The 22,406-nt window shown below is 59.6% G+C and carries 20 protein-coding genes; 11 read left to right on the plus strand and 9 right to left on the minus strand.

Annotated elements, in window-relative coordinates:
- Positions 1–257: 257 nt before the first annotated feature.
- Positions 258–578, minus strand: a complete 321-nt coding sequence (locus ASD50_RS11725; protein WP_056240957.1) for a 2Fe-2S iron-sulfur cluster-binding protein — start codon at positions 576–578, stop codon at positions 258–260.
- Positions 579–945: 367 nt separating this feature from the next.
- On the opposite strand from ASD50_RS11725, the gene ASD50_RS11730 reads away from it, so the two are divergent.
- The 4 genes from ASD50_RS11730 to ASD50_RS11745 all read left to right on the plus strand — a co-directional run bounded on the left by ASD50_RS11730 (position 946) and on the right by ASD50_RS11745 (position 4,671).
- A complete protein-coding gene (locus tag ASD50_RS11730) occupies positions 946–1,887 on the plus strand; it encodes an ABC transporter permease (protein ID WP_056240960.1) in 942 nt (313 codons plus the stop codon).
- Positions 1,874–2,866 carry a glycine betaine/L-proline ABC transporter substrate-binding protein ProX gene (gene proX / locus ASD50_RS11735; RefSeq protein ID WP_082549606.1) on the plus strand — a complete coding sequence of 331 codons (993 nt, stop codon included), beginning with the start codon at positions 1,874–1,876 and terminating at the stop codon, positions 2,864–2,866. Before ASD50_RS11730 ends, proX begins: the two co-directional genes overlap by 14 nt.
- Before the next feature lie 86 nt (positions 2,867–2,952).
- Positions 2,953–4,017, plus strand: coding sequence for a quaternary amine ABC transporter ATP-binding protein (locus tag ASD50_RS11740; protein WP_056241504.1), 1,065 nt, complete (start codon positions 2,953–2,955; stop codon positions 4,015–4,017).
- A 129-nt stretch (positions 4,018–4,146) separates the two neighbouring features.
- The gene (locus ASD50_RS11745; RefSeq protein ID WP_056240963.1) at positions 4,147–4,671 is read left to right on the plus strand and encodes an Lrp/AsnC family transcriptional regulator; all 525 of its coding nucleotides are present in this window, start codon (positions 4,147–4,149) and stop codon (positions 4,669–4,671) included.
- 24 nt (positions 4,672–4,695) lie between these two features.
- On the opposite strand, the gene ASD50_RS11750 is transcribed toward ASD50_RS11745, so the two are convergent.
- From ASD50_RS11750 to ASD50_RS11770, 5 genes are all read right to left on the minus strand, one after another.
- Positions 4,696–5,715: an alpha/beta fold hydrolase gene (locus tag ASD50_RS11750; protein ID WP_056240967.1), complete on the minus strand. Its 1,020-nt coding sequence runs from the start codon at positions 5,713–5,715 to the stop codon at positions 4,696–4,698.
- Between the two features lie 79 nt (positions 5,716–5,794).
- Positions 5,795–7,249, minus strand: a complete 1,455-nt coding sequence (locus ASD50_RS11755) for a glutamine synthetase family protein (protein WP_056240970.1) — start codon at positions 7,247–7,249, stop codon at positions 5,795–5,797.
- A 647-nt stretch (positions 7,250–7,896) separates the two neighbouring features.
- Positions 7,897–8,247 carry a RidA family protein gene (locus tag ASD50_RS11760; RefSeq protein ID WP_056240973.1) on the minus strand — a complete coding sequence of 117 codons (351 nt, stop codon included), beginning with the start codon at positions 8,245–8,247 and terminating at the stop codon, positions 7,897–7,899.
- Positions 8,248–8,286: 39 nt separating this feature from the next.
- A complete protein-coding gene (locus ASD50_RS11765) occupies positions 8,287–9,180 on the minus strand; it encodes a 2-hydroxy-3-oxopropionate reductase (protein ID WP_056240978.1) in 894 nt (297 codons plus the stop codon).
- A 10-nt stretch (positions 9,181–9,190) separates the two neighbouring features.
- On the minus strand, positions 9,191–10,207 hold the full coding sequence (locus ASD50_RS11770; protein ID WP_056240981.1) for a D-2-hydroxyacid dehydrogenase: 1,017 nt from the start codon (positions 10,205–10,207) through the stop codon (positions 9,191–9,193).
- A gap of 442 nt (positions 10,208–10,649) precedes the next feature.
- On the opposite strand from ASD50_RS11770, the gene ASD50_RS11775 reads away from it, so the two are divergent.
- The 5 genes from ASD50_RS11775 (at position 10,650) to ASD50_RS11795 (ending at position 15,840) form a co-directional block, all read left to right on the plus strand.
- Positions 10,650–12,068, plus strand: a complete 1,419-nt coding sequence (locus ASD50_RS11775) for an aromatic ring-hydroxylating dioxygenase subunit alpha (RefSeq protein WP_056241513.1) — start codon at positions 10,650–10,652, stop codon at positions 12,066–12,068.
- A gap of 112 nt (positions 12,069–12,180) precedes the next feature.
- Positions 12,181–12,549, plus strand: coding sequence for a hypothetical protein (locus ASD50_RS11780; protein WP_056240984.1), 369 nt, complete (start codon positions 12,181–12,183; stop codon positions 12,547–12,549).
- A 64-nt stretch (positions 12,550–12,613) separates the two neighbouring features.
- Positions 12,614–13,834 carry an NAD(P)/FAD-dependent oxidoreductase gene (locus tag ASD50_RS11785; protein WP_156465048.1) on the plus strand — a complete coding sequence of 407 codons (1,221 nt, stop codon included), beginning with the start codon at positions 12,614–12,616 and terminating at the stop codon, positions 13,832–13,834.
- A gap of 87 nt (positions 13,835–13,921) precedes the next feature.
- A complete protein-coding gene (locus tag ASD50_RS11790; protein ID WP_156465049.1) occupies positions 13,922–14,194 on the plus strand; it encodes a hypothetical protein in 273 nt (90 codons plus the stop codon).
- Between the two features lie 299 nt (positions 14,195–14,493).
- Complete coding sequence (locus ASD50_RS11795) at positions 14,494–15,840, plus strand: MATE family efflux transporter (RefSeq protein WP_056240990.1); 1,347 nt, start codon at positions 14,494–14,496, stop codon at positions 15,838–15,840.
- Between the two features lie 107 nt (positions 15,841–15,947).
- Here ASD50_RS11795 and ASD50_RS11800 read toward each other — a convergent pair whose 3' ends face one another.
- Both ASD50_RS11800 and ASD50_RS11805 read right to left on the minus strand, forming a co-directional pair.
- A complete protein-coding gene (locus ASD50_RS11800; RefSeq protein WP_056240995.1) occupies positions 15,948–17,024 on the minus strand; it encodes a quinone-dependent dihydroorotate dehydrogenase in 1,077 nt (358 codons plus the stop codon).
- Positions 17,021–17,371 carry a DUF952 domain-containing protein gene (locus ASD50_RS11805; protein ID WP_056240998.1) on the minus strand — a complete coding sequence of 117 codons (351 nt, stop codon included), beginning with the start codon at positions 17,369–17,371 and terminating at the stop codon, positions 17,021–17,023. The genes ASD50_RS11800 and ASD50_RS11805 overlap by 4 nt, the downstream gene beginning before the upstream one ends.
- Positions 17,372–17,491: 120 nt before the next feature.
- Here ASD50_RS11805 and ASD50_RS11810 point away from each other — a divergent pair, with 120 nt between their 5' ends.
- Complete coding sequence (locus tag ASD50_RS11810) at positions 17,492–17,929, plus strand: hypothetical protein (RefSeq protein ID WP_056241518.1); 438 nt, start codon at positions 17,492–17,494, stop codon at positions 17,927–17,929.
- Positions 17,930–18,123: 194 nt separating this feature from the next.
- Positions 18,124–18,780, plus strand: coding sequence for a response regulator transcription factor (locus tag ASD50_RS11815; protein WP_056241002.1), 657 nt, complete (start codon positions 18,124–18,126; stop codon positions 18,778–18,780).
- An 11-nt stretch (positions 18,781–18,791) separates the two neighbouring features.
- On the opposite strand, the gene ASD50_RS11820 is transcribed toward ASD50_RS11815, so the two are convergent.
- Complete coding sequence (locus ASD50_RS11820; RefSeq protein ID WP_056241007.1) at positions 18,792–22,283, minus strand: PAS domain-containing hybrid sensor histidine kinase/response regulator; 3,492 nt, start codon at positions 22,281–22,283, stop codon at positions 18,792–18,794.
- Between the last annotated feature and the right edge of the window lie 123 nt (positions 22,284–22,406).

Below are 22,406 nucleotides of genomic sequence, written 5' to 3' on the forward strand. Positions count from 1 at the left end.
CCGGGCTCTACCGACCGATCTTTCCCGGAAAACAAAGTTCTTCAACCGCATCGTTGCTTAAAATCCGACCAGCCCGTGCCAGCAGGATTTTGTACAAGGCGGTTCTAACCGATCGCAAGTAGCGATGGATACACAGCTTTTGCATGCCACTTTCCCCGCTTGATGCGCCTCCACATCTGGAAGCTCGATAGTTCCTTGAAATTCCATGTCGCAGCTTCCACTCCAGCAATTCCTGGAGATCCGTCCTTGCCGATGCTTCAGAATTGTTTTTCCGGAACCGTCACGACCAGGCCGTGGAGCTCTTCGGAAACCCTGACCTGGCAAGCCAGTCGACTGTTTCCGCGCACGTCGACAGCAAATTCGAGCATGTCGTTTTCCATCTGGTTGCGATCGCCCACGACTTCCATCCAAGGCTCGGCCACGTAGACGTGGCACGTTGCGCAGGCGCACGCGCCGCCGCAATCGGCGTCGATGCCTTCGACCTGGTTTTGAACCGCCACCTCCATCACGGACATTTTTGGCTGCCCCTCGCATTTCCGCCGGCTGCCATCGAACTCGATGAATGTGATTTCGACCATTGCTGTCACCAATAGGATTTCTATGCAGGCCGCTTGGTCGCCTGCCCTTGGAAGTTCACGGGAATGCGAGCGTCCACACCATCATCCTAGCCGCTCCAAGTGATATTTCAACATAAATTTCACAAAAGAGATACGCATATTGCAATCACAGCACATTTTCGTTGCGCGTTACGTAGATATAGGCTTTACTTTGAATGCGCCGGAAACGTGGGCGCATAAAACAATGGCCGGGGAAGCCAGATAAGAAATCGGTTGGGGAAGTGGTCCGGACGAGTTCGGCGCGGCATTCAGCGAACGGGATCGGGTGCCTTTGGAATATCGCAAATTTTGACGGCAACACGCAGCCGAAGGTCAACAGGAGCGCAATATGGTCGATCCATTCGAAATTTACCACATACCGCTCGGCGACTGGATTCAATCGTTTCTCGATTACGTCGTCAAAGAATACCGGCCGATCTTTCACGCGATACGCGTTCCCGTTGGAACGGTCCTCGATGCCATCGAGCAGTCGCTGATCTCGTTTAACCCGGTCATTTTTCTCGTTCTGCTGTTTTTCTTCTGCTGGCAGTTCACAACCCTGCGGACCGCGATTTTCTGCACGGCTGCCATGACCCTCATGGGCTTTCTTGGCATGTGGCAGGAATCCATGACCACGATTGCCTTGGTGCTTTCGTCGGTTCTGTTCGCCGTTGCGATCGGGCTTCCGCTGGGAATTTGGTCCGCCAAGAGCGATCGGGTCGAGGCGATCCTGCGGCCCATTCTCGATGTCATGCAGACCTTGCCTGGGTTCGTCTACATGGTCCCGGTGGTCATGCTGGTCGGCATTGGCAATGTGCCGGGCATCATCGTGACGGTGGTGTTTGCGCTGCCGCCGATAATCCGCTTGACCAATCTCGGTCTGCGGGAGGTTCCCTCTGACACCATAGAGGCTGCTCGGGCCTTCGGGGCGCCGGAATCGCGCATCCTTTTCCGTATCCAGATACCCTTGGCGGCAAACACGATCATGGCTGGCGTTAACCAGACCATCATGATGGCGCTCTCGATGGTCGTCTACGCGTCGATGATTGCCGTCGAAGGGCTAGGGCAAATGGTCCTGCGCGGCATCGGCCGCCTGGATGTCGGCCTGGCCGCGGTTGGCGGCATCGGCATCGTCATCCTGGCAATGATACTCGACCGGATCACAAGCAGCATAACCGAACAATCGCGAAACAGGACCCGATGGACGCATCGTGGCCCCATTGGGTTTTTGCGATCGATATTCCAGTCACACCTACTTCACCGAGAAAGGACAGCAAATGGCAAGCTTTAAGAACAGTCTCGCATGCGCGTTCATATCCTTCCTGACCATCACGGGCGCTCATACAGCAAGCGCGCAGGATCTTGGCGTGGTCAGGCCGGCGGACGATGGCCTGCTGGAAGGATTGTTTCAGACCGAGATCGTCAACATAGGGCTGGAAAAACTGGGCTACAAAGTCGACCCGGTAAGCCACCTCGATATCCCGTCGATGACTTTGGCAGTTGGGCAAGGCGATGCCGATTTCACGGCGGTACATTGGGAGCCGCTGCAAAACAGCTATTTCGACAAGGCAGGCGGCACGGATGCGATGACCCGGCTCGGCTCGCTGGTCTCCGGGGCGGGGCAAGGCTATCTTGTCGACAGGGCAACCGCGGAGAAATACGGGATCAAGAACGTTGAGCAATTGAAGGACCCCGAAATCGCAAAGATCTTTGACACCGACGGCGATGGCAAGGCGGACCTGGCTGGATGCCCTCCGGGCTGGGGCTGCGAGAAAGTGATCGAGCACCAGATGGATGCCTATGATCTGCGGAAAACCGTTACGCACAATCAGGGGCAATTCATGGTGATGGCGGCCGACGTCGTAAGCCGCTTCAAGGCGGGGGAGCCCGTCCTGTACTACACCTATACGCCGCTGTGGGTTTCGCAGGTCCTGCGTCCTGGCACGGAAGTCGAATGGCTCGAGGTTCCCTTCACCGCTCTGCCGGATGACGCCAAGGACAACACGACGCTGCCCGATGGGCGCAATGTGGGATTCTCGGTCAACAACATCCGGATAATTGCGAACAACAAGTTCCTCGAGGCCAATCCGATCGCAAAGCGGTGGTTCGAACTGGTCACGGTTCCCATCGAAGAAGTGAACAAGGAAAATCTGCAGATAAATGACGGGGAGAAATCCGCTGCCGATATTCGCCGTCATGCCGAGACGTGGATTGCTGCAAATCAAGCGCAGTTTGATGGCTGGATCGAGGAAGCGCGGGCGGCCAAGTAAACGCACACTGTTCATGGCGCCGGCGCCGCTCGTATGATTTCAACGGGCCGGCGCTGGCGCCCAGTCAAAAGCCTTGAAGGATGACGATGAAAGCCGATGCGAAACCCGTGGTTAGGTGCCGCGATATCTGGAAAATCTTTGGGCCAAATCCTGCCGAGGCGATGGAGGCGCTCAAGCGGGACAATCTGGCGAGGGCGGAGGTCTTGGAGAGATTTCACGCAATAGCCGGCGTCGCGGGTGTCAGTTTCGACGTCTATCCGGGTGAAATCCTTTGCATCATGGGGCTATCGGGTAGCGGCAAGTCTACCCTCATCCGGCATGTGAACCGTTTGGTTGAGCCCACGGCGGGGCAGGTCTTGATCGGGGACCAGGACATAGGAGCGGCTTCTCAAAAAGAACTCAGGCGTCTTCGCGCCGAAAAGATCAGCATGGTGTTCCAGAACACGGGCCTGTTCTCGCACTGGAACGTACGCGACAACGTCGCTTTCGGTTTGGAAGTGCGCAAGGTCAAGCGCGCCGAAAGGCTGGCCATCGCCCAGGAAAAGCTCGAACTGGTGCACCTTGGGCAATGGGCGGATCGCTACCCGTCGGAACTGTCGGGTGGAATGCAGCAGCGGGTGGGCCTGGCTCGCGCGCTCGCGACCGATCCTGAACTGATACTGATGGACGAGCCCTTTAGCGCGCTCGACCCGCTCATCCGCCGCCAGCTCCAGGACGAGTTTTTGCGTATCTGGAAAACACTGAACAAGACGGCATTGTTCATCACCCACGACCTGGACGAAGCAATTCGCATCGGGGACCGCATTGCGATCATGAAAGAGGGGCGTTTCGTTCAGATCGGCACGCCCGAGGAGATCGTGACGAATCCGAAGGACGACTATGTTCGTGATTTCGTCCACGGTATCTCGAAGCTGAAGTTCGTTCGAGCTCATTCCCTGATGTGCGGAATAGATCAGTACCGCGGGACGCATGGACGTCGCGGCGCGAACCTCGAACGTTATTCAAGCGTTACGGAGAACACTGACCTCGATAGTCTTATCAAGTTGAAGGTGAACGCTTCGAATTACGACCCTATCGTGGTAGTCGATTCGCATAGCAGTCCTATCGGGGTGATCACGGTTACGGATTTGCTTAACGGCATGCGTTCATGATGAGGCAACGCCAGATGCGCGATCTGCCGGTTGATGTTCGAAGCGGGCGACACCGTGGACAACCCACAATCCTATGTCGACCACTTTCCTGGGTAATGCCAATACACATCTGAGATAGGCTTTTTCGAAATGACCAATGTAGTCAATTCGCTCGATGACGAAGATGCAGACCGGCAGTCTGGAGCTTCGCGAGCATCACCTTACGATGCTTTGAATCAACAGATCATCAGGCACTTGCAAAGCGACGGGCGAATGAGTTTCCGCTCGATCGCCGAAATTCTGGATGTCTCCGAAGGCACGGTGCGCAACCGCGTCGCCTGGATGAAGGAAGCAGGCGTTTTGACCATTGTCGCCGTCGTCGATCCGACGGCAATGCAATACCGGACCGACGCCATGCTCGGCATCAAGGTGGCGCCAGGCTGGTCGCCGGCGAAAGTGGCGGAACGGCTTGGCGTGCATCCCGAGGTGGTGTACGCGCTCTGGGTCAGCGGCCGCTACGATCTCCTGGTCGAGGTCGTGTTTGATTCTTACGACGATCTGACCAATTTCCTGACGGTGCACTGCTACAGTGAATCGGACATTTCCTCGATTGAAATCATGACTGGTCTTGTGATGTACAAGAACCAGTTTCTTCTCAAGCGAGACTTCAACTAGCGATAAACCTGTATTCCAGCTTCGTTATGCGGCCATCGCGTCGCGAATGCATTGGTCGAGGAAGCGCTCGAATTCCCGATCGTTGCCGGGGTTGGCCACGCAATGCCCGAACGGTGAATCGAACGGGCGCAGTTGCGCGTTCACCATATGCCGGGCCTCGATCTCGTTGTCGGCGGGCGGGAAGTACAGATCCTGCGTGCAAGGGACGAGAATGGCGCGCGCCGGGATGCTTCGCAACGCCTTCTCGAAATCGCCGAGATAGGTTGAATTCGCGCTGATGTCGCCCTTCTGCCACGTCCACAGTTTCGCAAGCAGGTTGTTCGCGTCCCAGTTCTTGGCGTGGTCCTCACCCCAATCCGACAGAAGATCCTCGATCGTCCCGTAGCCCAGCTTGCGGTAGAGGCCATCGCGAAAGAAGGTCTGCGAAAATGCCCATCCCGCGTAGACCCGGCCAAACGCCTTGAGGCCGTTTACGGGTGGCGAGGTGTAGGCGCCGTTGTTCCAGCTGCCATCCGCCAGCAGCGCCGCCTTCACGCCCTCGAGAAAGACGAAATTGTGCGGTGAGGTCTTGGCCGAGGCACAAAACGGAACAATCGCGCCCACCATGTCCGGATACTGCGCCGCCCATTGATAGGCCTGGCAGCCCGCCATCGACCACCCGGCAACCAGCGCGATGCGTTTGACACCAAGACGTTCGGTCAGAAGCCTATGCTGGCAGTAAACATTGTCGAACAGCGTGATGCAGGGAAATTCCGGACCTTGCTGCGAGGGCGACGCATTGCTCGGCGATGTCGAAATGCCGTTGCCGAACAGGTTGACCGAAACAACAAAATGCCTTGCCGGGTCGATTGCGCGGCCGGGACCGAAGAAGCCCTCGTTTCGCCTGTGGCTGCCGGTGTAGAACGTCGGCAGTACGACGACATTGTCGCCTTTGGCGTTGAGCATGCCATAGGTCTTGTAAGCGAGCTTTGCGTCAATGAGCGCTTCGCCGGATTGCAGTTCGACGCGGCCCAAATCGAAAATCTCGTAGTCAGGCTGGGTCATGAAGGTCTCCGTCGAAGCTCGCGAAATTCGTTGGCGTCGGCGCTGCGGGAAGCTGCGCCGACGCCAACATGATCGACCCTTAGTAAAGCCGCAGATATTCCTTCACTTCCCAGTCCGTGACGGTCTGGTGGTAGCGCTCCCATTCGTCCGACTTGTAGGCGATGTAGGATTTCAGCATGGTGGGGCCCAGAACCTTGGCCATCAGCTTGTCTTCGGAGAGCCAGGACGTCGCCTCCATGAGGTTCCGCGGCAGCCGGCGGATTCCGGCTTTCTTTATTTCATCCGGCGTCATCGCATAGAGGTCGCGGTCCGTCGGCTTGCCGGGGTCGATCTTGTTGGAAATTCCCTCGACGGTCGCAGCGAGCGTAACGCCGAGCGAGAGATAGACATTCATGCACATGTCCGCAGCGCGGTTCTCGATGCAGTAGCGGCTCTGCGGCAGGCGGAACTGCGCCGACCGATTGTTGAAACCGTAGGTGATGTTGGTCGGCGCCCAGGTCACCGTTCCGCCCTCGAAGCCGCCGACGCGTGGCACCAGGCCATTGTACGAGTTGACCGTCGGGCATGTGATTGCCGTGATCGCTTCAGCATGCGCCAGCAATCCGCCCACCGCATAACGGGACTCGTCGGACCAGTCGCCATTTCCATCCTGGAACAGGTTCCTGTCCGGCTCGGCAAGCGAGCGCAGTGAAAAGTTGATGTGCGCGCCGGAGCGCCAGTCGCCGGTCGTGGGCTTCGGCATGAAGGTCACGAACATGCCGTGCTTCTTGGCCACTTCCTTCAAGACAATGCGAAGGAACACGAGCCGATCGGCCATTTCCAGCAGGTGGGTGTAGTGGAAATCAAGTTCAAACTGGGAATAGGCGCCCTCGGCGACGACGTCGTGCAGGTTCCAGCCGAGTCCCTCGAGAATGTCGATCATGTCCTTCAGGAAAGGCATCGAGTCGATGGAGTATTCCACGTCATAGCCGAATGCCTGACGGCGTGGCCGAAGGCCCGTCGTGCTGCGTGGGTCGTTATCGAATGCCTTTACGGGCTGCCCCTTGTCGTCCCAGCGCATCACGATGAATTCTGGTTCGATGCCGGCGTAACCGACATAGCCCGCTTTGGCGGCATCGCGAATTGCGCGTTTCAAAACCTGGCGTGAGCAGACATTGTAAGGCTTGTCCTCCCAGAACAGGTCGGCAAAGATGACGGCCATCGTCGGGTCCCATGGGCACACATAGACCGCGTCCAGGTCCGGCACCATCACCTGGTCGGAATCGGCTGCCGTCAGTTCTGGAACGAATGAAATCGAGTGGACCGCAAACTGCGGCCCCTTGCCCGCGCAGAGCGCCTCGAAGTCGCTCATCGGCACCGGCTTGGTCTTTGGAATGCCAAAGAGATCGATCCAGCACGACAGCACGTATTTGACGCCTGCGTCCTCCAGCCGTTTTCTTACCTGCGCGACTTTCTCGGCGCTGGGCAGTGCGTCCTGAAATGTTTCGGCGTAACGCGGCACCGCGGGATTTGTATTTTCGGCCTTAGTCAGCACTTGTCTCTCCTCAATCGCTCCCCGCCGGGGACAAAAACAATCTGTGTCTGCATGGCGTGATGCGGATGGCTCAATTTAATCGGTCACGGTTGCGTTTCCGCCAATGCCATTCAACAATGCATACGCTATACGTATAATTCAATCCAGTAAATATGAAATGCGAAGTTATTTTTCGTATTGATACGCATTTATCAGTTTCGCGAAATTGCGATGACGGGCTCCACGGCTGGAACAACCTGACGTCGCCAGGTGAATGCGGGCCCGCTTGGGCCTGATGTGGGATGGATGCGGTGCAACTGGATTCGCCGTACACCGTCTTCCCGGATCAAGCCCGGGCAGGCATCGACGCATGTCGATTGCGGTGGACGAGAACCAGCTTCGGAGCAGCAGGGCTTTTCAAGCCCGTTGCCCACAAGCCAGTCAGGAATCCGATCGAGGTCTGAACGGCGAGCGCTGGCACAGCGGGGCAGCGCTATTCAAGCTGCCGCCGTTTGAGAGATATGAAGCAACATCTGCGGCCATTGGCGGCCGCAGGATTTCATAGGTTGCTCACGCCATTTCCATCATGCTGGACGAAGGCGAACCGGCCTTGCCACCGGCAATTCCGCACTGTTCGCGGAACCCAATGGCGCCAGATGCCGTCGGGTCTAGAGCCTTGCCGTGACAACCATCTCGACGCGCCAGTCTGGGTCGAGAAGTGCTGCCTGCACGGTAGCACGGGCAGGCGGGTTCTCGCCGTCCACCCACGCGCTCCATGCTGCGTTCATCCCTTCGAAATCCGCGCGGTCGGCCAGATAGACGCTTATCCGCAGTATCTTCGATTTGTTGCTGCCGCAGCTCGCCAGCAATTCGTCGATATTTGCCAGGGCTTCTTTGGTCTGCACTTCAATCGAAGTGCCTTTCACATTGTTGGCGATCTGCCCTGCCAGGTAAATGGTATGTCCATCGATGACGGCTTGGCTGGTCCGCCGGTTGGAGCCGTGACGCGTTATCTGCATGGTGCACCTCACATGCTGGATTTGATGATTGGACGGGCTTTATGCCTGGGAACCGATCTCGTGCGCCGACATGACCTCGAGCGAGCGGACAAGCGCGGAATGGTCGAGTTCCCCATCGCCTCTTGCCTTGCTGCTGTTGAACAGCTCCTGGCAAGTCGCGGTATTCGGCAGTGAAACACCCAGGCTTCGAGCGGTCTCCAGTGCAAGTCCAAGGTCCTTTTGGTGAAGCCTGATCCTGAAGCCCGCGTCGAACGTGCGCTTGATCATGCGTTCGCCATGGACTTCGAGGATGCGCGAGGCCGCAAATCCACCCATCAATGTCTTGCGAACGGCAGCCGGATTGCAGCCAGCCTTCGAAGCCAGCACCAGGGCTTCGCCGACGGCCTCGATATTGAGCGCCACGATGATCTGGTTGGCGACCTTGCACATCTGGCCAGCGCCGTTTTCCTCGCCGACCAGAGTTATGTTCTTGCCCATGAATTCGAACAGGGGGAGGGCTCTTTGGTAGGCCGCCTGCCCGCCGCCGACCATGATAGTCAGCGTCGCTGCCTTTGCTCCGACCTCGCCTCCGGAAACGGGGGCATCAAGGTAGCTTGCGCCCTTGGCTTCGACCGCGGACGCGATCGTTCTCGTGGCGATCGGGCTGATGGAGCTCATGTCGATCACAAGCGACCGCTCACCTAGTCCTTCGATCAGGCCTTTTTGTCCCAGAACCACCCTTTCGACATCGGGCGTATCGGGCAGCATCAAAATAACAACGTCGCAGCGCTGGGCGACTTCAGCCGGTGTAGCTGCAATCTCGAGGTGGTGCTGTTCGAGGCATGCCGGCAACGGGGATCTGTTGAGCGTCGTTACAATCGAATGCCCCGCATTCGCCAGATGCGACGCCATCGGTGCGCCCATTACGCCAAGCCCAATGAAGCCAATTTTCATGGCGGTTCTCCTAATAGCCAATGTCGGGCTGGATCGGGTTCATCAGAGGCCGGCCATCAAGGAAGCGTTCCATGTTGCGGAAAAACAGATCAAGCGTCATCGCAACGTAAGCGTCGCCGTCATCGGCCGACACATGCGGCGTGACGATCAGGTTCCTGGTGTTCCACAGCCGAGAGCCCGGTGAGATCGGTTCCGGGTCAAAGACATCCAGAATTGCGCCTGCCAGCCTGCCTTGATCGAGCATGTCGCACAGGGCGTCGTAGTCCATGACGCTCTGACGGCCGATATTGATTATCCCGGCTGACGGCTTCAGCAACCCGAGACGGCGGCGGTCGAGAAGGCCGCGCGTCTCGGGAGTGTCTGGCGTCGCGGCAAGGACGTAATCTGCTTGTGGAAGAACAGTGTCCAACTCGGCCGTCGTCACGACCTTGTTGCAGCCGTCAACCGGGCGGCCATGACGGTTCACTCCAATCACGTTGACGCCCAGCCGGGATACCTGCTTGGCTGCCGAACCTCCCAGGCTGCCGGTCCCTATGACAACAAGCGTCTTGCCGGCGATGGGGCTGGCGTAGAGAGAGACGAAATTCGCCGCCCTTTGATTGGTGACGATTGCTGGAATATGAGAGTGCAGCATCAGCACGCTCATAAGGCCGAACTCGCCGGCTTTTGACGCATGAACGCCCTTGTTGTTGGTCAGGGTTACCCCTTCGGGCAACCACGACATCGGACAAAGATGTTCGACGCCCGCAGCGATGATGTGGATCCACTTGAGCTTTGGAGCCACGTTCCGCAAATCCTTCGTCGGAAAGTCCCAGGCCAGGAGCACGTCGGCCGAGCGCATCGAGCCGGCAAAATTGTCGGTGTCCCAGTCGATGGTGACGTCCAGCTTTCCGGCGAGATTGGGAAAGCCCCTTGCCGCATCTTCAAACCGCTCGCGCGTGATGCTGAAAACGCGCTCGCCCTCGTCCGTATTTGGAAACGACCCCTCGCGCCAGCGGTTGTTCTTGACGTGTACCTTGATACCCATTTTGAAATCCGCTTCTGTTTAGAGCTCTGGAGGCATTGCCCGGACGGGCAATCTGCCATCTGGCTTGGCTGGGTGGTGCGCAACACCGCTGGAGGGTTTCGGTTCACCAAAACCGTTGCATTTTCATTTTACGAAATTCATACTTTTTGTAAATATGATAACGTAAATCAGCATGTCAACACGATTTTGATACGCAAACAGCAATAAAGGCAAAACACTCTCGTGAAAGTCCCGAGGGGAAAATCTTCTGCCGCCTTGTTTCACCGAAAATCGCGCCACGGGGCAGATGCGAAAAGATTTTATACGCAAATCATAAAAATAAACATTCAAATTTTGTAAAGCGCAAAAAAATGCGCATTGACGTGCGAAATAATTAGTTCAATATGGCATCGTATTGAAGCTTGGCGCCGACGCCGGCCCCACACCACTTGAGGTCAGAACGATGAAGCAAGCATCTGAAAACGTATCCGCTGAGCCGGCATCCGCAAATTTTCGGGGTTATCAGCAGGCGCATCCATCGGCGATCGACGAAGAGATTGCGCGTGTCGGGCCAGGCACGCCATGCGGCGAATATATGCGCCGCTTCTGGCACCCGATCTATCTCACCAGCGAACTCGGCGATCTGCCGCGGGCGATCAAGATTCTCGGCGAGGAACTGGTGGTTTTCCGCTATGGCGGAGACAAGGTCGGCCTGGTCCACAAATATTGTCCGCACCGCCGGGCATCGCTTGAATACGGCCGTTGCGAGGACAACGGCATCCGCTGTTGCTATCACGGCTGGCTGTTTGCCGCGGACGGCGAGATTCTCGAGACGCCTGGGGAGGCGGAAGACGCGGAACCGGCCAGGATGGTGCGGGAACGTACGCGCCTCGGCGCATATCCCGTTCATGAATATAACGGGATCGTGTTTGCCTATATGGGGCCGATCGACAAGATGCCGCCCTTTCCGGTCTACGACATATTCCTGATCGAGGACATGGTCAACCGCCCCTACAAGGCTCCATACAACTGCAATTGGGTCCAGGTGCTCGATGCGATCATGGACCCTGTGCACACCTCGTTCCTGCATAGCCAAAACAGCCACCCGCAATTCTCCGAAGGCATGGCCGAACTCGGCGAGCTCAAGTTCTACGAGCGGCATGAAAACCAGTTCCTCGGTTCCAGCACGCGGCGGGTAGGCGACAACGCCTGGGTTCGCGTGAATGAACTCGTATTGCCGAATTTCACTCAGGCCGGCTCGGCGTTCGCCGCCGACGGCACCGAGCCCCGCTATTTCGGGCGCTCCTGTTTCACGCGCTGGGTCGTGCCTGTCGATGACGAGCATTCGATCGTTTATGCATGGGCCAACTTCGGCGACAGGGGCGACCCCCACCAATACAACACGCAGGAAGGCTGCGAATTGATCGAGCAGGGCGAGCGCTTCGAACGCAGCCCCGAGGAAAAGCAGCGGCGTCCAGCCGATTCCGAAGCGGTTGAAGGAATGGGGCCGATCTCGACCCACAAGGGCGAAAATCTGATGCCGACCGATCGCGGTATTTCGCTCTATCGTCGCCGGGTCCGTCGCCAGATCCGCGATCTGGCAACGGAAGGGAAGGAGCCGCCGCAACCTTTGAGCGCCGGATCGCACGCGGTCCGCACTTATGGCCAGGACACGGTCCTTCACCTGCCGCCGCAGAATGGAATTGATGACCGGGCCTATCTGATGAAGATCGGCGAGCAGGTCATGGATATGGAATTCCGGCACGAAGCCTCATCTGATGCCACCCGTGACTCCTCGATCATCGCAGAGCTGAAGGAAATAGAAGTAAACGGCGTCTCGCTTGAGCCTGCTAAGGCTCGGGGTGAAAGGCGGCAGGCATAGCCGGCAGCTCCAATGCCGGCGGATGACCTTGAAGGCCAGCGGCGCCTACTCGCCGCCGGCTTCGCGATGCGCCGCCGGTTCCGTGCAATCGGCACCGGCCACCGGGTGAAGCATGACGAAAGCGCGCCATCATATTGATACATATCTCGAAGGCTGGCGTCTTGGTGACGGCAACATGAGTCTTGGCGCCACGGCGCCTGAATTCTTCTACGACGATCCGAATACCGGAAGGATTTCGCGCAAGGATTTCCTGCGCTTCTTCGAAGACTTCCGGTCCGCGGTCGACGATGGGAAGGGACCAGCTTCGGGTGAACCCTTTTTGACCTACACCGATGTCGTCATCACTGAGAACTCTGTTCCCCACAAGGCGTGGTGCTGGTGGCAGGCAACCGGAACCGACTTCCAGGGCTCGGCCCTGATCTATTTCGGCGACCACGGCGTGATCTCGGAAAAGATTGCCTATTTCTCGAGACTGCCGTGATGTGGCATCGCCCGAGGGAAATTTGAAACGCGCTGCATCGAGACAACAAAAAGGAAGCTGAAGCGTGCCTGTTGACAGCATTGTTGTGATCGGTGCCGGTCAGGCAGGGTTTTCTTGCTGCTCGAAACTCCGCGCCCTGGGATATTCAGGCGACCTCGCTCTCGTCGGCGAGGAACCGCAGCCTCCCTACCAGCGCCCGCCCCTCAGCAAAGCCTATCTGCAAGGTGAGATGTCCCTGGAGCGGTTGCTGCTTCGCCCGCTGCCCTTTTACGAGGAACGCTCCATCGCGCTTTTGACCGGCGTCAGAGCAACCCGCATTGATCGCGAAGCCAAGACAGTCGAGTTCTCGGACGGCCAGCGCCTGCGCTACGACAGGATCGTGCTTTGCACGGGCTCGACGCCGATACGTCTGCCCGCTTCACTGGGCGGCGATCTTGCCGGAGTCTACTACGTCCGCAATCTGGCGGATGCCGACGCCATGGCCGAAGAATTCCGCGCCGACTGCCGTGCGCTGGTGATAGGGGGCGGTTACATCGGGCTGGAAGCTGCCGCCGTCGCGGCAAAGAACGGCGTCAAGACAACGCTGGTCGAGGCTGCGGACCGTATTTTGAAGCGCGTGGCGTCTTCCGAAACATCCGACTGGTTTCGTGATCTTCATCGCGCCCATGGCGTGACGATCCTTGAGAACACCAGCCTCGCCAGGCTGAATGGCCGCGATGGCCGTGTCGTCGGCGCCACCTTGTCGGATGGCACGGAACTTGAGCTGGATTTCGCGGTCGTGGGCATTGGCATTCGACCCAATCAGCAATTAGCGGAAGAGTCGGGCCTGGCGGTGGAGAACGGAATCCGGGTCAACGCCTTTTGCGAGACATCGGACCCCGACATCCTCGCCGCCGGCGATTGTGCGTCGTTTCCGTACCGCGAGGGACGCCTGCGCCTTGAAAGTGTCGGCAATGCAATCGACCAGGCCGAGAAAGCCGCATCCGTCATAATGGGAGACAGGACGCCGTACATCGCCAAGCCCTGGTTCTGGTCGGATCAGTATGACACGAAACTCCAGATCGCCGGCCTCTCGGCTGGCTTCGACGAGATTGTCGCGCGCCGGGTCGACGGACGAACTGCGTCTTTCTGGTATTACTCGAAAGACCGGTTGCTTGCCGTCGATGCGATGAACGATCCGCGTGCCTACATGGTAGCCAAGCGTTTGCTCGATTCCGGCAGGTCGCCCGACAAGGCCCTTCTGTCCGAGCCGCAGCGAGACTTGAAGTCGCTTCTGGAAGGCTAGCCCATGCCCTTCGATGCGCGGAACTGCTGCTGCTGGAACACGCGGTTGGCGATGATTCATGCTGTCTAAGCTGTTATGCTGGCCGGCATGAAGCTCACCTTTCCCCACAAGGTTGACACGCTCGGCAAGGTGAAAGCCTTGGGTGGGTCCATTTCCATGATCTGCTCGACCTGCAACAAGCAGACTATGCTCGACATGGAGATGATGATCGGGATGCTGGGGGCGGATCACGGCTGCCTGGATGCCGACCTGCGGCCTTATTTCTTCTGCACGCATTGTCGCGAAGCGGGCCGGGATGAAAAGAACTTCAGCTTCATCCAGCTTGCCAATGCAAAGCCGCAGGGTTCGGGAACGCTCTAGGGCTTCGCTTCGCTCCGGGTTAGCATCTGCACCAGGCAACTTTCCGGTGCATTGCAGGCGCTGCCGCAAACCTTCGATTGAACCCGAGTAGAAATCTCTATCTATTTGTTTTTATGCAATTCCAGAGGCGAAACCGCGTCGCGCTTTTACGGGAATTGATTTAGTGCATGTCTGCCGAAAGTGGGAACCGGTTTCGGGATAAAGACATGCATGAATTGTGAGACCAAGGCGCGCCAGGCGCATTTGAAAAATCGCGACGCGCTTTAGGCAAGCCGGCATCGAACCGGGCGGAACCCAATTTGGATCAGACAACAGCGCCAATCTCCAAGCCCTTCGCAGTGACCAATCGTTCGGTGCTGGCAATCGCCTTGCCGATGACGCTCGCCTATCTGACGACGCCGCTGCTCGGCCTCACCGACACCGCCGTTGTCGGGCAGCTTGGCGATGCCGCCTTGCTTGGCGGCCTGGCGGCAGGTGCACTCGTCTTCGACGTCGTGTTCAGCACCTTCAATTTCCTGCGCTCAGGAACGACCGGGCTGGTGTCACAGGCCTTCGGGCGCGGCGATGCGATGGAGGAGCAGGCGGTTTTCTGGCGCGCGGTCCTGATTGCCGTCGTGACAGGCGTGGCAATGGCGGCACTGGCCCCTTTCTTTTCGATCGGCGGGCAATGGTTCATGGGCGCGGAGGCCACGGTCAACGAAGCCATGGACACTTACGTTCGCATTCGCCTGCTGGCCGCCCCGTTCTCGCTCGTCAACTACGCCATCCTTGGCTACGTGCTCGGCCGGGGGGAGGGCGGATTGGGCCTGATCCTCCAGCTTGTGCTCAACGGCATCAACATCGCGCTCTGCATTTTGCTTGGGCTGGAGCTCGGCTGGGGTGTCGCCGGCGTGGCGTGGGCGACCGTTTGCGGTGAGTTCGTCGCCATGCTGGTCGGGTTGGCCATTCTTCTCAACCGGTTTCACAAGTCGCCGCTGCCGGTCGCACGCATCTTCGACATGGCCGCCATCACCCACATGATGACGCTCAACCGAGACATCATGATCCGTTCCTTCTCCTTGCTCATAGCCTTTGCGCTCTTCACCCGGCAGGGTGCGCAGTTCGGCACCGTCACCCTTGCCGCAAACGCCGTGTTGATGAACTTCTTCCTCGTCGGCGGCTACTTCCTCGACGGCTTTGCCAGCGCCGCCGAACAGCTTTCCGGGCGCGCGGTTGGCGCATTTGCGGAAAGCTCGTTCCGGCGGGCGGTGCGCCTGACGCTCTATTGGGGCTTCGGCCTGTCGGGTGGGGCTGCGCTGATATTCCTGGTGTTCGGCGTCGATCTGGTTGCCGTGATCACAACCGCGCCGGACGTGCGCGATGTCGCCGACATCTATCTACCGTGGGCGGCCCTCACGGCGCTGAGCGGTGTGCTGGCCTTCCAGATGGACGGCGTCTTCATCGGCGCGACGTGGTCCCGCGACATGCGCAACGCCATGCTGATCGCACTCCTGGCCTTCCTGGCCGCGCTTTTTACGCTTGCGCATCTCTATGGAAACCACGGCCTGTGGGCCGCGCTGCATGTGTTTTTGCTGGTGCGCGGCTTCACCATGCTGATGATCCTGCCGCGCCGGACCCGCACGACATTTTCAACCGTGGATCGCTAATGCATGTCTCCCGAAAGTGGGAACCGGTTTCGGGACAAAGACATGGATGAAATCAGAGCGCCAAAGCGTGTTGAGCGAACCTGAAAGATCGCGACACGCTTTGGCCCTCAAAGGGCCTTGGCGGCCCATATGTCGAGCGACTGGCCGCGCAACTCGCTGACGGATTTGAGGCCTTGTTTTGCAACAGCTTGGCTCATGCCCGAAACGATGCGCCCCGGCAGGGCCGGCCCTGCATAGATCATCGAGGTGTAAAGCTGGACGAGATCGGCGCCGGCGCGGATCTTCTCCAATGCGCTTTCAGCCGAGTTCACGCCGCCGACGCCGATGATCGCCCGCTTGGGTCCGAGCAGCTTGCGCATCTTGGCCAGAACGACGGTCGAGCGCTCGAACAGCACCTTGCCCGAAAGGCCACCCGTTTCGCGTGCAAGGGCAGCACTTTTCAGCGGCGGGCGCGAAATCGTCGTGTTGGAAACAATGACCCCGTCAACGTCCCGTTCCGAAACCTCTGCGGCAATGTCTTCAAGCTCTGCCTCGGCAAGGTCGGGAGCGATCTTGAGGAAAATGGGCGGCTGCGCGCCCGATCTGGCGCGCGCGTCCGTCACTCGCGACAATAGTTCCGCGAGCTGCTCGCGCGCTTGCATGTTGCGCAGGCCGGGCGTGTTGGGAGAGGAAATGTTGACGGTGAGATACGATGCCAGCGCGGCAAACCGCAGCACGCCGCGCTCATAGTCGGCGATGCGGTCGGTGCTGTCCTTGTTGGCGCCGATATTGACGCCAACGATGCCGGGTCGCCCCTTTCTGGCGACGAGCCGTTTCTCCGCCGCGTCATGGCCTTCATTGTTGAAGCCGAGCCGGTTGATGACTGCTTCGTCTTCGGTAAGGCGAAAGATGCGTGGCTTCGGATTGCCGGGTTGCGCCAGCGGCGTCACCGTGCCGACTTCGGCGAAGCCGAAGCCAAGCCCGAGCAGCCCATCCGGCACTTCGGCGTTTTTGTCATATCCTGCCGCCATGCCGAGGGGATTGGGAAAGTTGAGGCCGCACAGGCCAACCCGCAGCCGCTCGTCCGCTTGCGGTTTGGCGGCCACCGGCACCCCGCACCGCAGCGTGGCAATCGAAAGGCCATGCGCTGTCTCGGGATCGAGGCTGAACAGCAGCCGGCGGCCTATAGCGTCGAATGCGCTCATTCCTGCTCCAGTTTTGGAAAGACATGCAACCCATCGGCGCCGAGCGGCAGCGGTTTGACCCAGACCACGTTTTCCAGCGGCAGCGGACCATAGAGATGAGGAAACAGCGCGCCGCCGCGCGAAGGCTCGTAGCGCAGGGCGGGACCAAGCCGGTCGCCGTCGATTGCCGCGATCAGCAGGTTGTCCTGGCCGGCGAAATGCTTGGTGGCAGTTTCCCTGGCCTGGCTGGCCGTCGAGAAATGGATGAACCCGTCCGCGATATCGACCGGAGCGCCGGTAAACACACCGGCGGCTTCAGCCTCGCGCCACAGCGATTTCGGCACTATCTTGTAAATAAGCTGAGACATAGCCGGGCTATAGCTGGAAGCCTGCCGGCAGGGAAGGGCGGGAACAAGGCCATCCCCATTTCCGGCGCAAACGCCTGCTATGTGTATCGGCATAGGTATACTGATCCGATGGAGGACAAGATGCGCCTTTCACACATCGTCGTTCCCTCGTTGCTGGCATTTTTTGCGGCAGCGCCCGTTCAGGCGCAGGAAGCCGCCCGCTATCAGTTGGAAAAGACCGCAAACGGTTACGTCCGCATGGACACCGAGACCGGCGCCATGTCGAGCTGCGAAGAAAAGTCGGGGCAACTGGTCTGCCGCATGGCTGCCGATGAGCGCGCCGCGGCGATGGACGAGATCGACCGGCTGAACCGCTCGATCGAGGATTTGAACGGGCGCGTCACCAAGCTCGAGAACTCGCTCGCCGCAAAGCTGGAATCCAGCCTGCCGAGCGAGGAGGAATTCAACAAGACGATGAGCTATATGGAGCGCTTCCTGCGCGGCTTCCTCGGCATCGTCAAGGATATGGAAAAGGACAACGGCGGCGACGCCGGCAAGCCGGCGCCGCAAAAGACCTGAGTTGATCTGGCGCGCCTGCGGCAAATCGGACCGAAGGGCGCCAGAGCAGTGTCCTACACCATAGTTGGTTTGACTATTACTGTTGGCAAAGCCATATAGCCGGTGTTTGCGCTTGAAAACGCTGGATATCGACGCATAATCTCGGCAGCTTGATCCCGCAAGAAAGTATAACACAGGGGTCGGGGGAGGAACCATTGCCGGTGGGCTACACTTTCGTCATCGCCGACGACCACCCTTTGTTTCGCGGTGCGTTGAAGGAGGCAATTGCCGGCATCGGCGGCGCTTCTTCCATTCACGAAGCTGGCGACTTTGAGAGCGCCAAGGCTTTGGTGGTCGCAAATGAAGACATCGATCTCGTGCTGCTCGATCTGTCCATGCCCGGCGCAAGCGGGCTGTCGGGCCTGATATCGCTGCGAGGCATTCACCCATCGGTGCCGATGGTGGTCGTCTCGGCGCATGACGATCCGGTCACGATCCGCCGCGCGCTCGACCTTGGCGCGTCCGGCTTCATTTCGAAGTCGGCAAGCATGGACGAAATCCGGGACGCGGTGCAGACCGTTCTCGCCGGTGGCATCGCCGCTCCGATCGGGCTTGATCTGGGTGTCGAGCGCGACCCTGAAGTCTCCGAACTCATCAAGCGTTTGCAGACATTGACGCCGCAGCAGACGCGCGTCCTGGGCATGCTTGGGGAAGGGCTGCTCAACAAGCAGATCGCCTATGAGCTCAGCGTCTCCGAGGCGACGGTGAAGGCGCATGTGTCGGCGATCCTGCAAAAGCTCGGCGTGGACAGCCGCACCCAGGCCGTAATCCAGCTTTCCAAGATCGGGACCGATCCTCTTTCGGCCGTATAGCCGGCAAGAGGTCAGTCCGCGGTTGCCATGGGCCTTGCCCGCGCCATCATGGTGCGCAGCACCGCCGGCTTCAGCGGCTTGTTGATCACCGCGATATCGAGCGCGTCTGCAGCCGAACGCACTTCGCTTGAACGGTCTGCGGTGACGAGCATGGCCGGTATTTCGATGCCGTAGAGTTTGCGCAGTTTCTCGATGACATCGAGGCCGTTTTCGCCATCGAGATGATAGTCCGCGAGGATGACATCGGGAGGCGGCGTACCCGCCTGTCCGGCCTTGAACGCCTGCCAGCCGGAGAACGCCGCGACGTTGCAGCCCCAGCCTTCCAGCAACAGGCGCATGCCTTCGAGAATGCGGATGTCATTGTCGATGCAAAGCACGTTGAGATCGGCAAGCGACATGATCGAGCGCACCGGCGGCGCGTCGGTGACCAGTGGTGCAGGTTGCACGTCGGCCGCTATCGGCAGGATGACCGAGAAACGGGTGCCCTTGCCTTCGTTCGAGAAGATGCGGATCTCGAGTTGCAGCACGCGCGCGATGCGGTCGACGATCGACAGCCCGAGGCCAAGCCCTTCCGCTTCGCGCGCGCCCTCGTCGAGGCGGGTGAATTCGCGGAAGACGGTGTTGAGCTTGCTGCCCGCTATGCCGATGCCTGTGTCGATGACCTGGATTTCAAGCAAGTTGCCGCGCCGGCGCACGCCGACCAGCACGCGGCCCTGCCTTGTATATTTGATGGCGTTGGAAACGAGGTTCTGGATCAGGCGGCGGAACAGGTTGCGCCCGGTCCTCACGCTGAGCGAGGACGGCACGATGGTAAGCTCGAGGTTCTTGGCCGATGCCATCGGCTGGAAGTCGGTGGCTATCTGTTGCAGCAGGCTGTCGAGCCGGAACGTCGTTTCGTCGGGCTTCATCGCACCCGCGTCGAGGCGTGAGATATCCAGCACCGCGCCGAGGATGTTTTCAACCGACTCCAGCGACGACTCGATGTTGACCGCGGCGTCCCCCGCCGGCCCCCTGCCAGCCTTCTCGATAAGCGAGGAGCAATAAAGCCGGGCTGCGTTCAGCGGCTGCAGGATGTCGTGGCCGACCGCCGCCAGGAAGCGCGTCTTGCTGAGATTTGCCTCCTCGGCGATCTTTTGCGCCTGCGCCAGTTCGTCGTTGACCAGCATAAGCTCGGCCGTCCGGGTGACGACGCGCTGCTCCAGCGTCTCGTTGGCGCGCTTCAGCGCGATGTCGGCCTGCACGCGCCGGGTGATGTCGGCATAGGTGGCGACGATGCCGCCGTCCGGCATCGGGTTGGAGCGCAGTTCGATCGTCCGCCCGCTTGTCCTCAGTTCCAGTTGCCACGGTTCGCCGAAGCTGGTCAGCCGGTCCAGCGTGCTCGCTTCCTCAACCTCCGGTATGTCGCCGCGATGCGCGAGGAAGGCGAGGATCTGGCCGAGCGACACGCCGACCTGCCCCATGTCGTCCGGCAGTTCGAACAAGAGCCTGTACTGCCTGTTCCAGCAGGTCAGGCGCAGATCCTTGTCGAACACCGTGATGCCCTGTTCCATCTGGTCGAGCGCGATCTGCAGCAGGTCGCGGTTCTGCTGCAGCGCGTCGGAGGCGTCGTCGAGCAGGCGGAATGCATCCTTCGCCGACCGGTCGTGGCGCTGCACCAGAAGCGACAGGATAAGCCGCGCCGATGACGAGCCGACCGCGCTCGCCAGCAATTGCTCGCCGAAGCGGATCGTCTCGATGCTGGCCGGCGAATGGCCGGGAATGGCTCGCCCTTCGCGTTGCTCGAACGACTGGAACGAACGCTCGGTGCGCTCGACGCCGAGATAGCGCGAGATCGTATCCTTCATTTCATCGACGGTGACGCTGGTGCGGAAGCGTCTCAGGCTCGGCATCGGGTTGGCTTCGCGCGGCACGAAGATCGCCGCCTGGATGCGCTCGCGCGGCTTGGATGCGCGCGACAGCGAGCCCAGCACGTAAAACGCGATGTTGACGGCAAGGCTCCACAGAACGCCGTGGTTGAGCGGTTCGCCGCTGGTCCCGAACAGCGCCTGCGGCTTCAGCGCCGTAAGTCCGAACGGGCCGTTGACGAGGAAAGCCGTCTCGGGCGGCAGCACCGACGGGATGAACAGCGTGTAGGCCCACACCAGTATGCCCGCCAGCATGCCGAGCGCGGCCCCCCTTGCATTGGCCCCGCGCCAGATCAGCCCGCCTACGAAGGCCGGCGCGAACTGCGCGATCGCGGCAAACGAGATCAGCCCGAACGCCACCAGCCGCACGTTGTCGGCCATTTCGAGGTAGTAGAGGAAACCGGCGAACAGGATGCAGAAAATCGACGTGCGCCGGATGACCAGGATGACCTTCGACCAGTCCTCGCGTTCGCCCGGCGCCGGCTTCAACAGGCGGCGCAGGAACAGCGGGATGACGAGGTCGTTCGAGATCATGATGGAGAGCGCGACGCTCTCGACGATCACCATCGCGGTTGCCGCCGAAAGCCCGCCGATGAAGGCGATCATCGCCATGATGTCGCGGCCGTTGAACAGCGGCACCGCCAGCACGTAGAGGTCGGCGCTCGCCTGGCTGCCGACGACGGTCAGGCCGGCGAAGGCGATGCCGACCACGAACAGGTTGATCAGCACCAGATAGAGCGGAAACAGCCAGCTTGCGGTGCGCAGTTCCTTTTCGCTGCGGTTCTCCACAATGGTCATGTAGAACTGCCTCGGCAGCATGATCACCGCGCAGGCCGCGAGCATGGTCAGCACGATCCACGTCGCCGGCGACGTCTGGTAGGCAATGGAAGCCTGCACCATGTCGTTGGCCTGCATCGCCTCGAACAGGTTGGCGGGCCGGTGGAACAAGAACAGGCTGACTGCGGTGCCGACGGCGAGGAACGCGGCCAGCTTGATGACCGACTCCACCGCCATGGCCAGCACCAGCCCGTCCTGATGTTCGGTGGCGTCGGCATGGCGCGTCCCGAACAAGACCGCGAAGACCGCCAGCAGGAAGGCGACGAGGAAGGCCACGTCCCGGTAGACGAAATCATCCGATATCACGTCCGGCGAATAGAACGAGACCATCAGGCCGATTGAACCGGCAATCGAGCGCAGTTGCAGCGCGATGTATGGGATGATGCCGATCGAGGCGATGATGGTGGCAATCGACGCCACCGCGAAGCTCTTGCCGTAGCGTGCTGCGAGGAAATCGGCAATCGAGGTGATCTTTTCCGCTTTGCCGAGCCTGATGATGCGCTTCAAAAGCGGATAGCCGAAGATGAAGATCAGGATCGGCCCGATATAGATGGTGAGGAATTCCAGTCCGCGTTCGGAGGCGAGGCCGACCGAGCCGAAGAACGTCCACGAAGTGCAGTAAACGGCAAGGCTGAGCGAATAGATGTAGGGGCGCGAAGCGATCGGCCCGCGCCGCGCCGCATGCCGGTCGCCGATGCTGGCCACCGCAAACAGCATCGTCACGTAAAGTATGGCCGCAATGACGATCAACCAGCCAAGCACGGCTTTTCGCTTTCAAACTGACTAAGACTGCGAAGCAATCACAGCAGCAACGCCATGTCCACCAAGACCTTGGGCTTGCCCCTGTGCAGCGATCCATCCTGCCGTTAGGGAAAGTCGAAGCGT

The sequence above is a fragment of the Mesorhizobium sp. Root552 genome (assembly GCF_001427285.1).
Classification (GTDB): Bacteria; Pseudomonadota; Alphaproteobacteria; order Rhizobiales; family Rhizobiaceae; genus Mesorhizobium.

What these genes read in the sequence shown, in the direction of transcription:
- ASD50_RS11730 (WP_056240960.1), top strand. Translation starts at nt 946, where the DNA reads ATGGTCGATCCATTCGAAATTTACCACATACCGCTCGGCGACTGGATT.
- ASD50_RS11760 (WP_056240973.1), bottom strand. Translation starts at nt 8,247, where the DNA reads ATGCAGATAACGCGTCACGGCTCCAACCGGCGGACCAGCCAAGCCGTC.
- ASD50_RS11770 (WP_056240981.1), bottom strand. Translation starts at nt 10,207, where the DNA reads ATGGGTATCAAGGTACACGTCAAGAACAACCGCTGGCGCGAGGGGTCG.
- ASD50_RS11725 (WP_056240957.1), bottom strand. Translation starts at nt 578, where the DNA reads ATGGTCGAAATCACATTCATCGAGTTCGATGGCAGCCGGCGGAAATGC.
- ASD50_RS11790 (WP_156465049.1), top strand. Translation starts at nt 13,922, where the DNA reads ATGAAGCTCACCTTTCCCCACAAGGTTGACACGCTCGGCAAGGTGAAA.
- ASD50_RS11745 (WP_056240963.1), top strand. Translation starts at nt 4,147, where the DNA reads ATGACCAATGTAGTCAATTCGCTCGATGACGAAGATGCAGACCGGCAG.
- ASD50_RS11775 (WP_056241513.1), top strand. Translation starts at nt 10,650, where the DNA reads ATGAAGCAAGCATCTGAAAACGTATCCGCTGAGCCGGCATCCGCAAAT.
- ASD50_RS11740 (WP_056241504.1), top strand. Translation starts at nt 2,953, where the DNA reads ATGAAAGCCGATGCGAAACCCGTGGTTAGGTGCCGCGATATCTGGAAA.
- ASD50_RS11800 (WP_056240995.1), bottom strand. Translation starts at nt 17,024, where the DNA reads ATGAGCGCATTCGACGCTATAGGCCGCCGGCTGCTGTTCAGCCTCGAT.
- proX (WP_082549606.1), top strand. Translation starts at nt 1,874, where the DNA reads ATGGCAAGCTTTAAGAACAGTCTCGCATGCGCGTTCATATCCTTCCTG.
- ASD50_RS11810 (WP_056241518.1), top strand. Translation starts at nt 17,492, where the DNA reads ATGCGCCTTTCACACATCGTCGTTCCCTCGTTGCTGGCATTTTTTGCG.
- ASD50_RS11750 (WP_056240967.1), bottom strand. Translation starts at nt 5,715, where the DNA reads ATGACCCAGCCTGACTACGAGATTTTCGATTTGGGCCGCGTCGAACTG.
- ASD50_RS11805 (WP_056240998.1), bottom strand. Translation starts at nt 17,371, where the DNA reads ATGTCTCAGCTTATTTACAAGATAGTGCCGAAATCGCTGTGGCGCGAG.
- ASD50_RS11780 (WP_056240984.1), top strand. Translation starts at nt 12,181, where the DNA reads ATGACGAAAGCGCGCCATCATATTGATACATATCTCGAAGGCTGGCGT.
- ASD50_RS11765 (WP_056240978.1), bottom strand. Translation starts at nt 9,180, where the DNA reads ATGAAAATTGGCTTCATTGGGCTTGGCGTAATGGGCGCACCGATGGCG.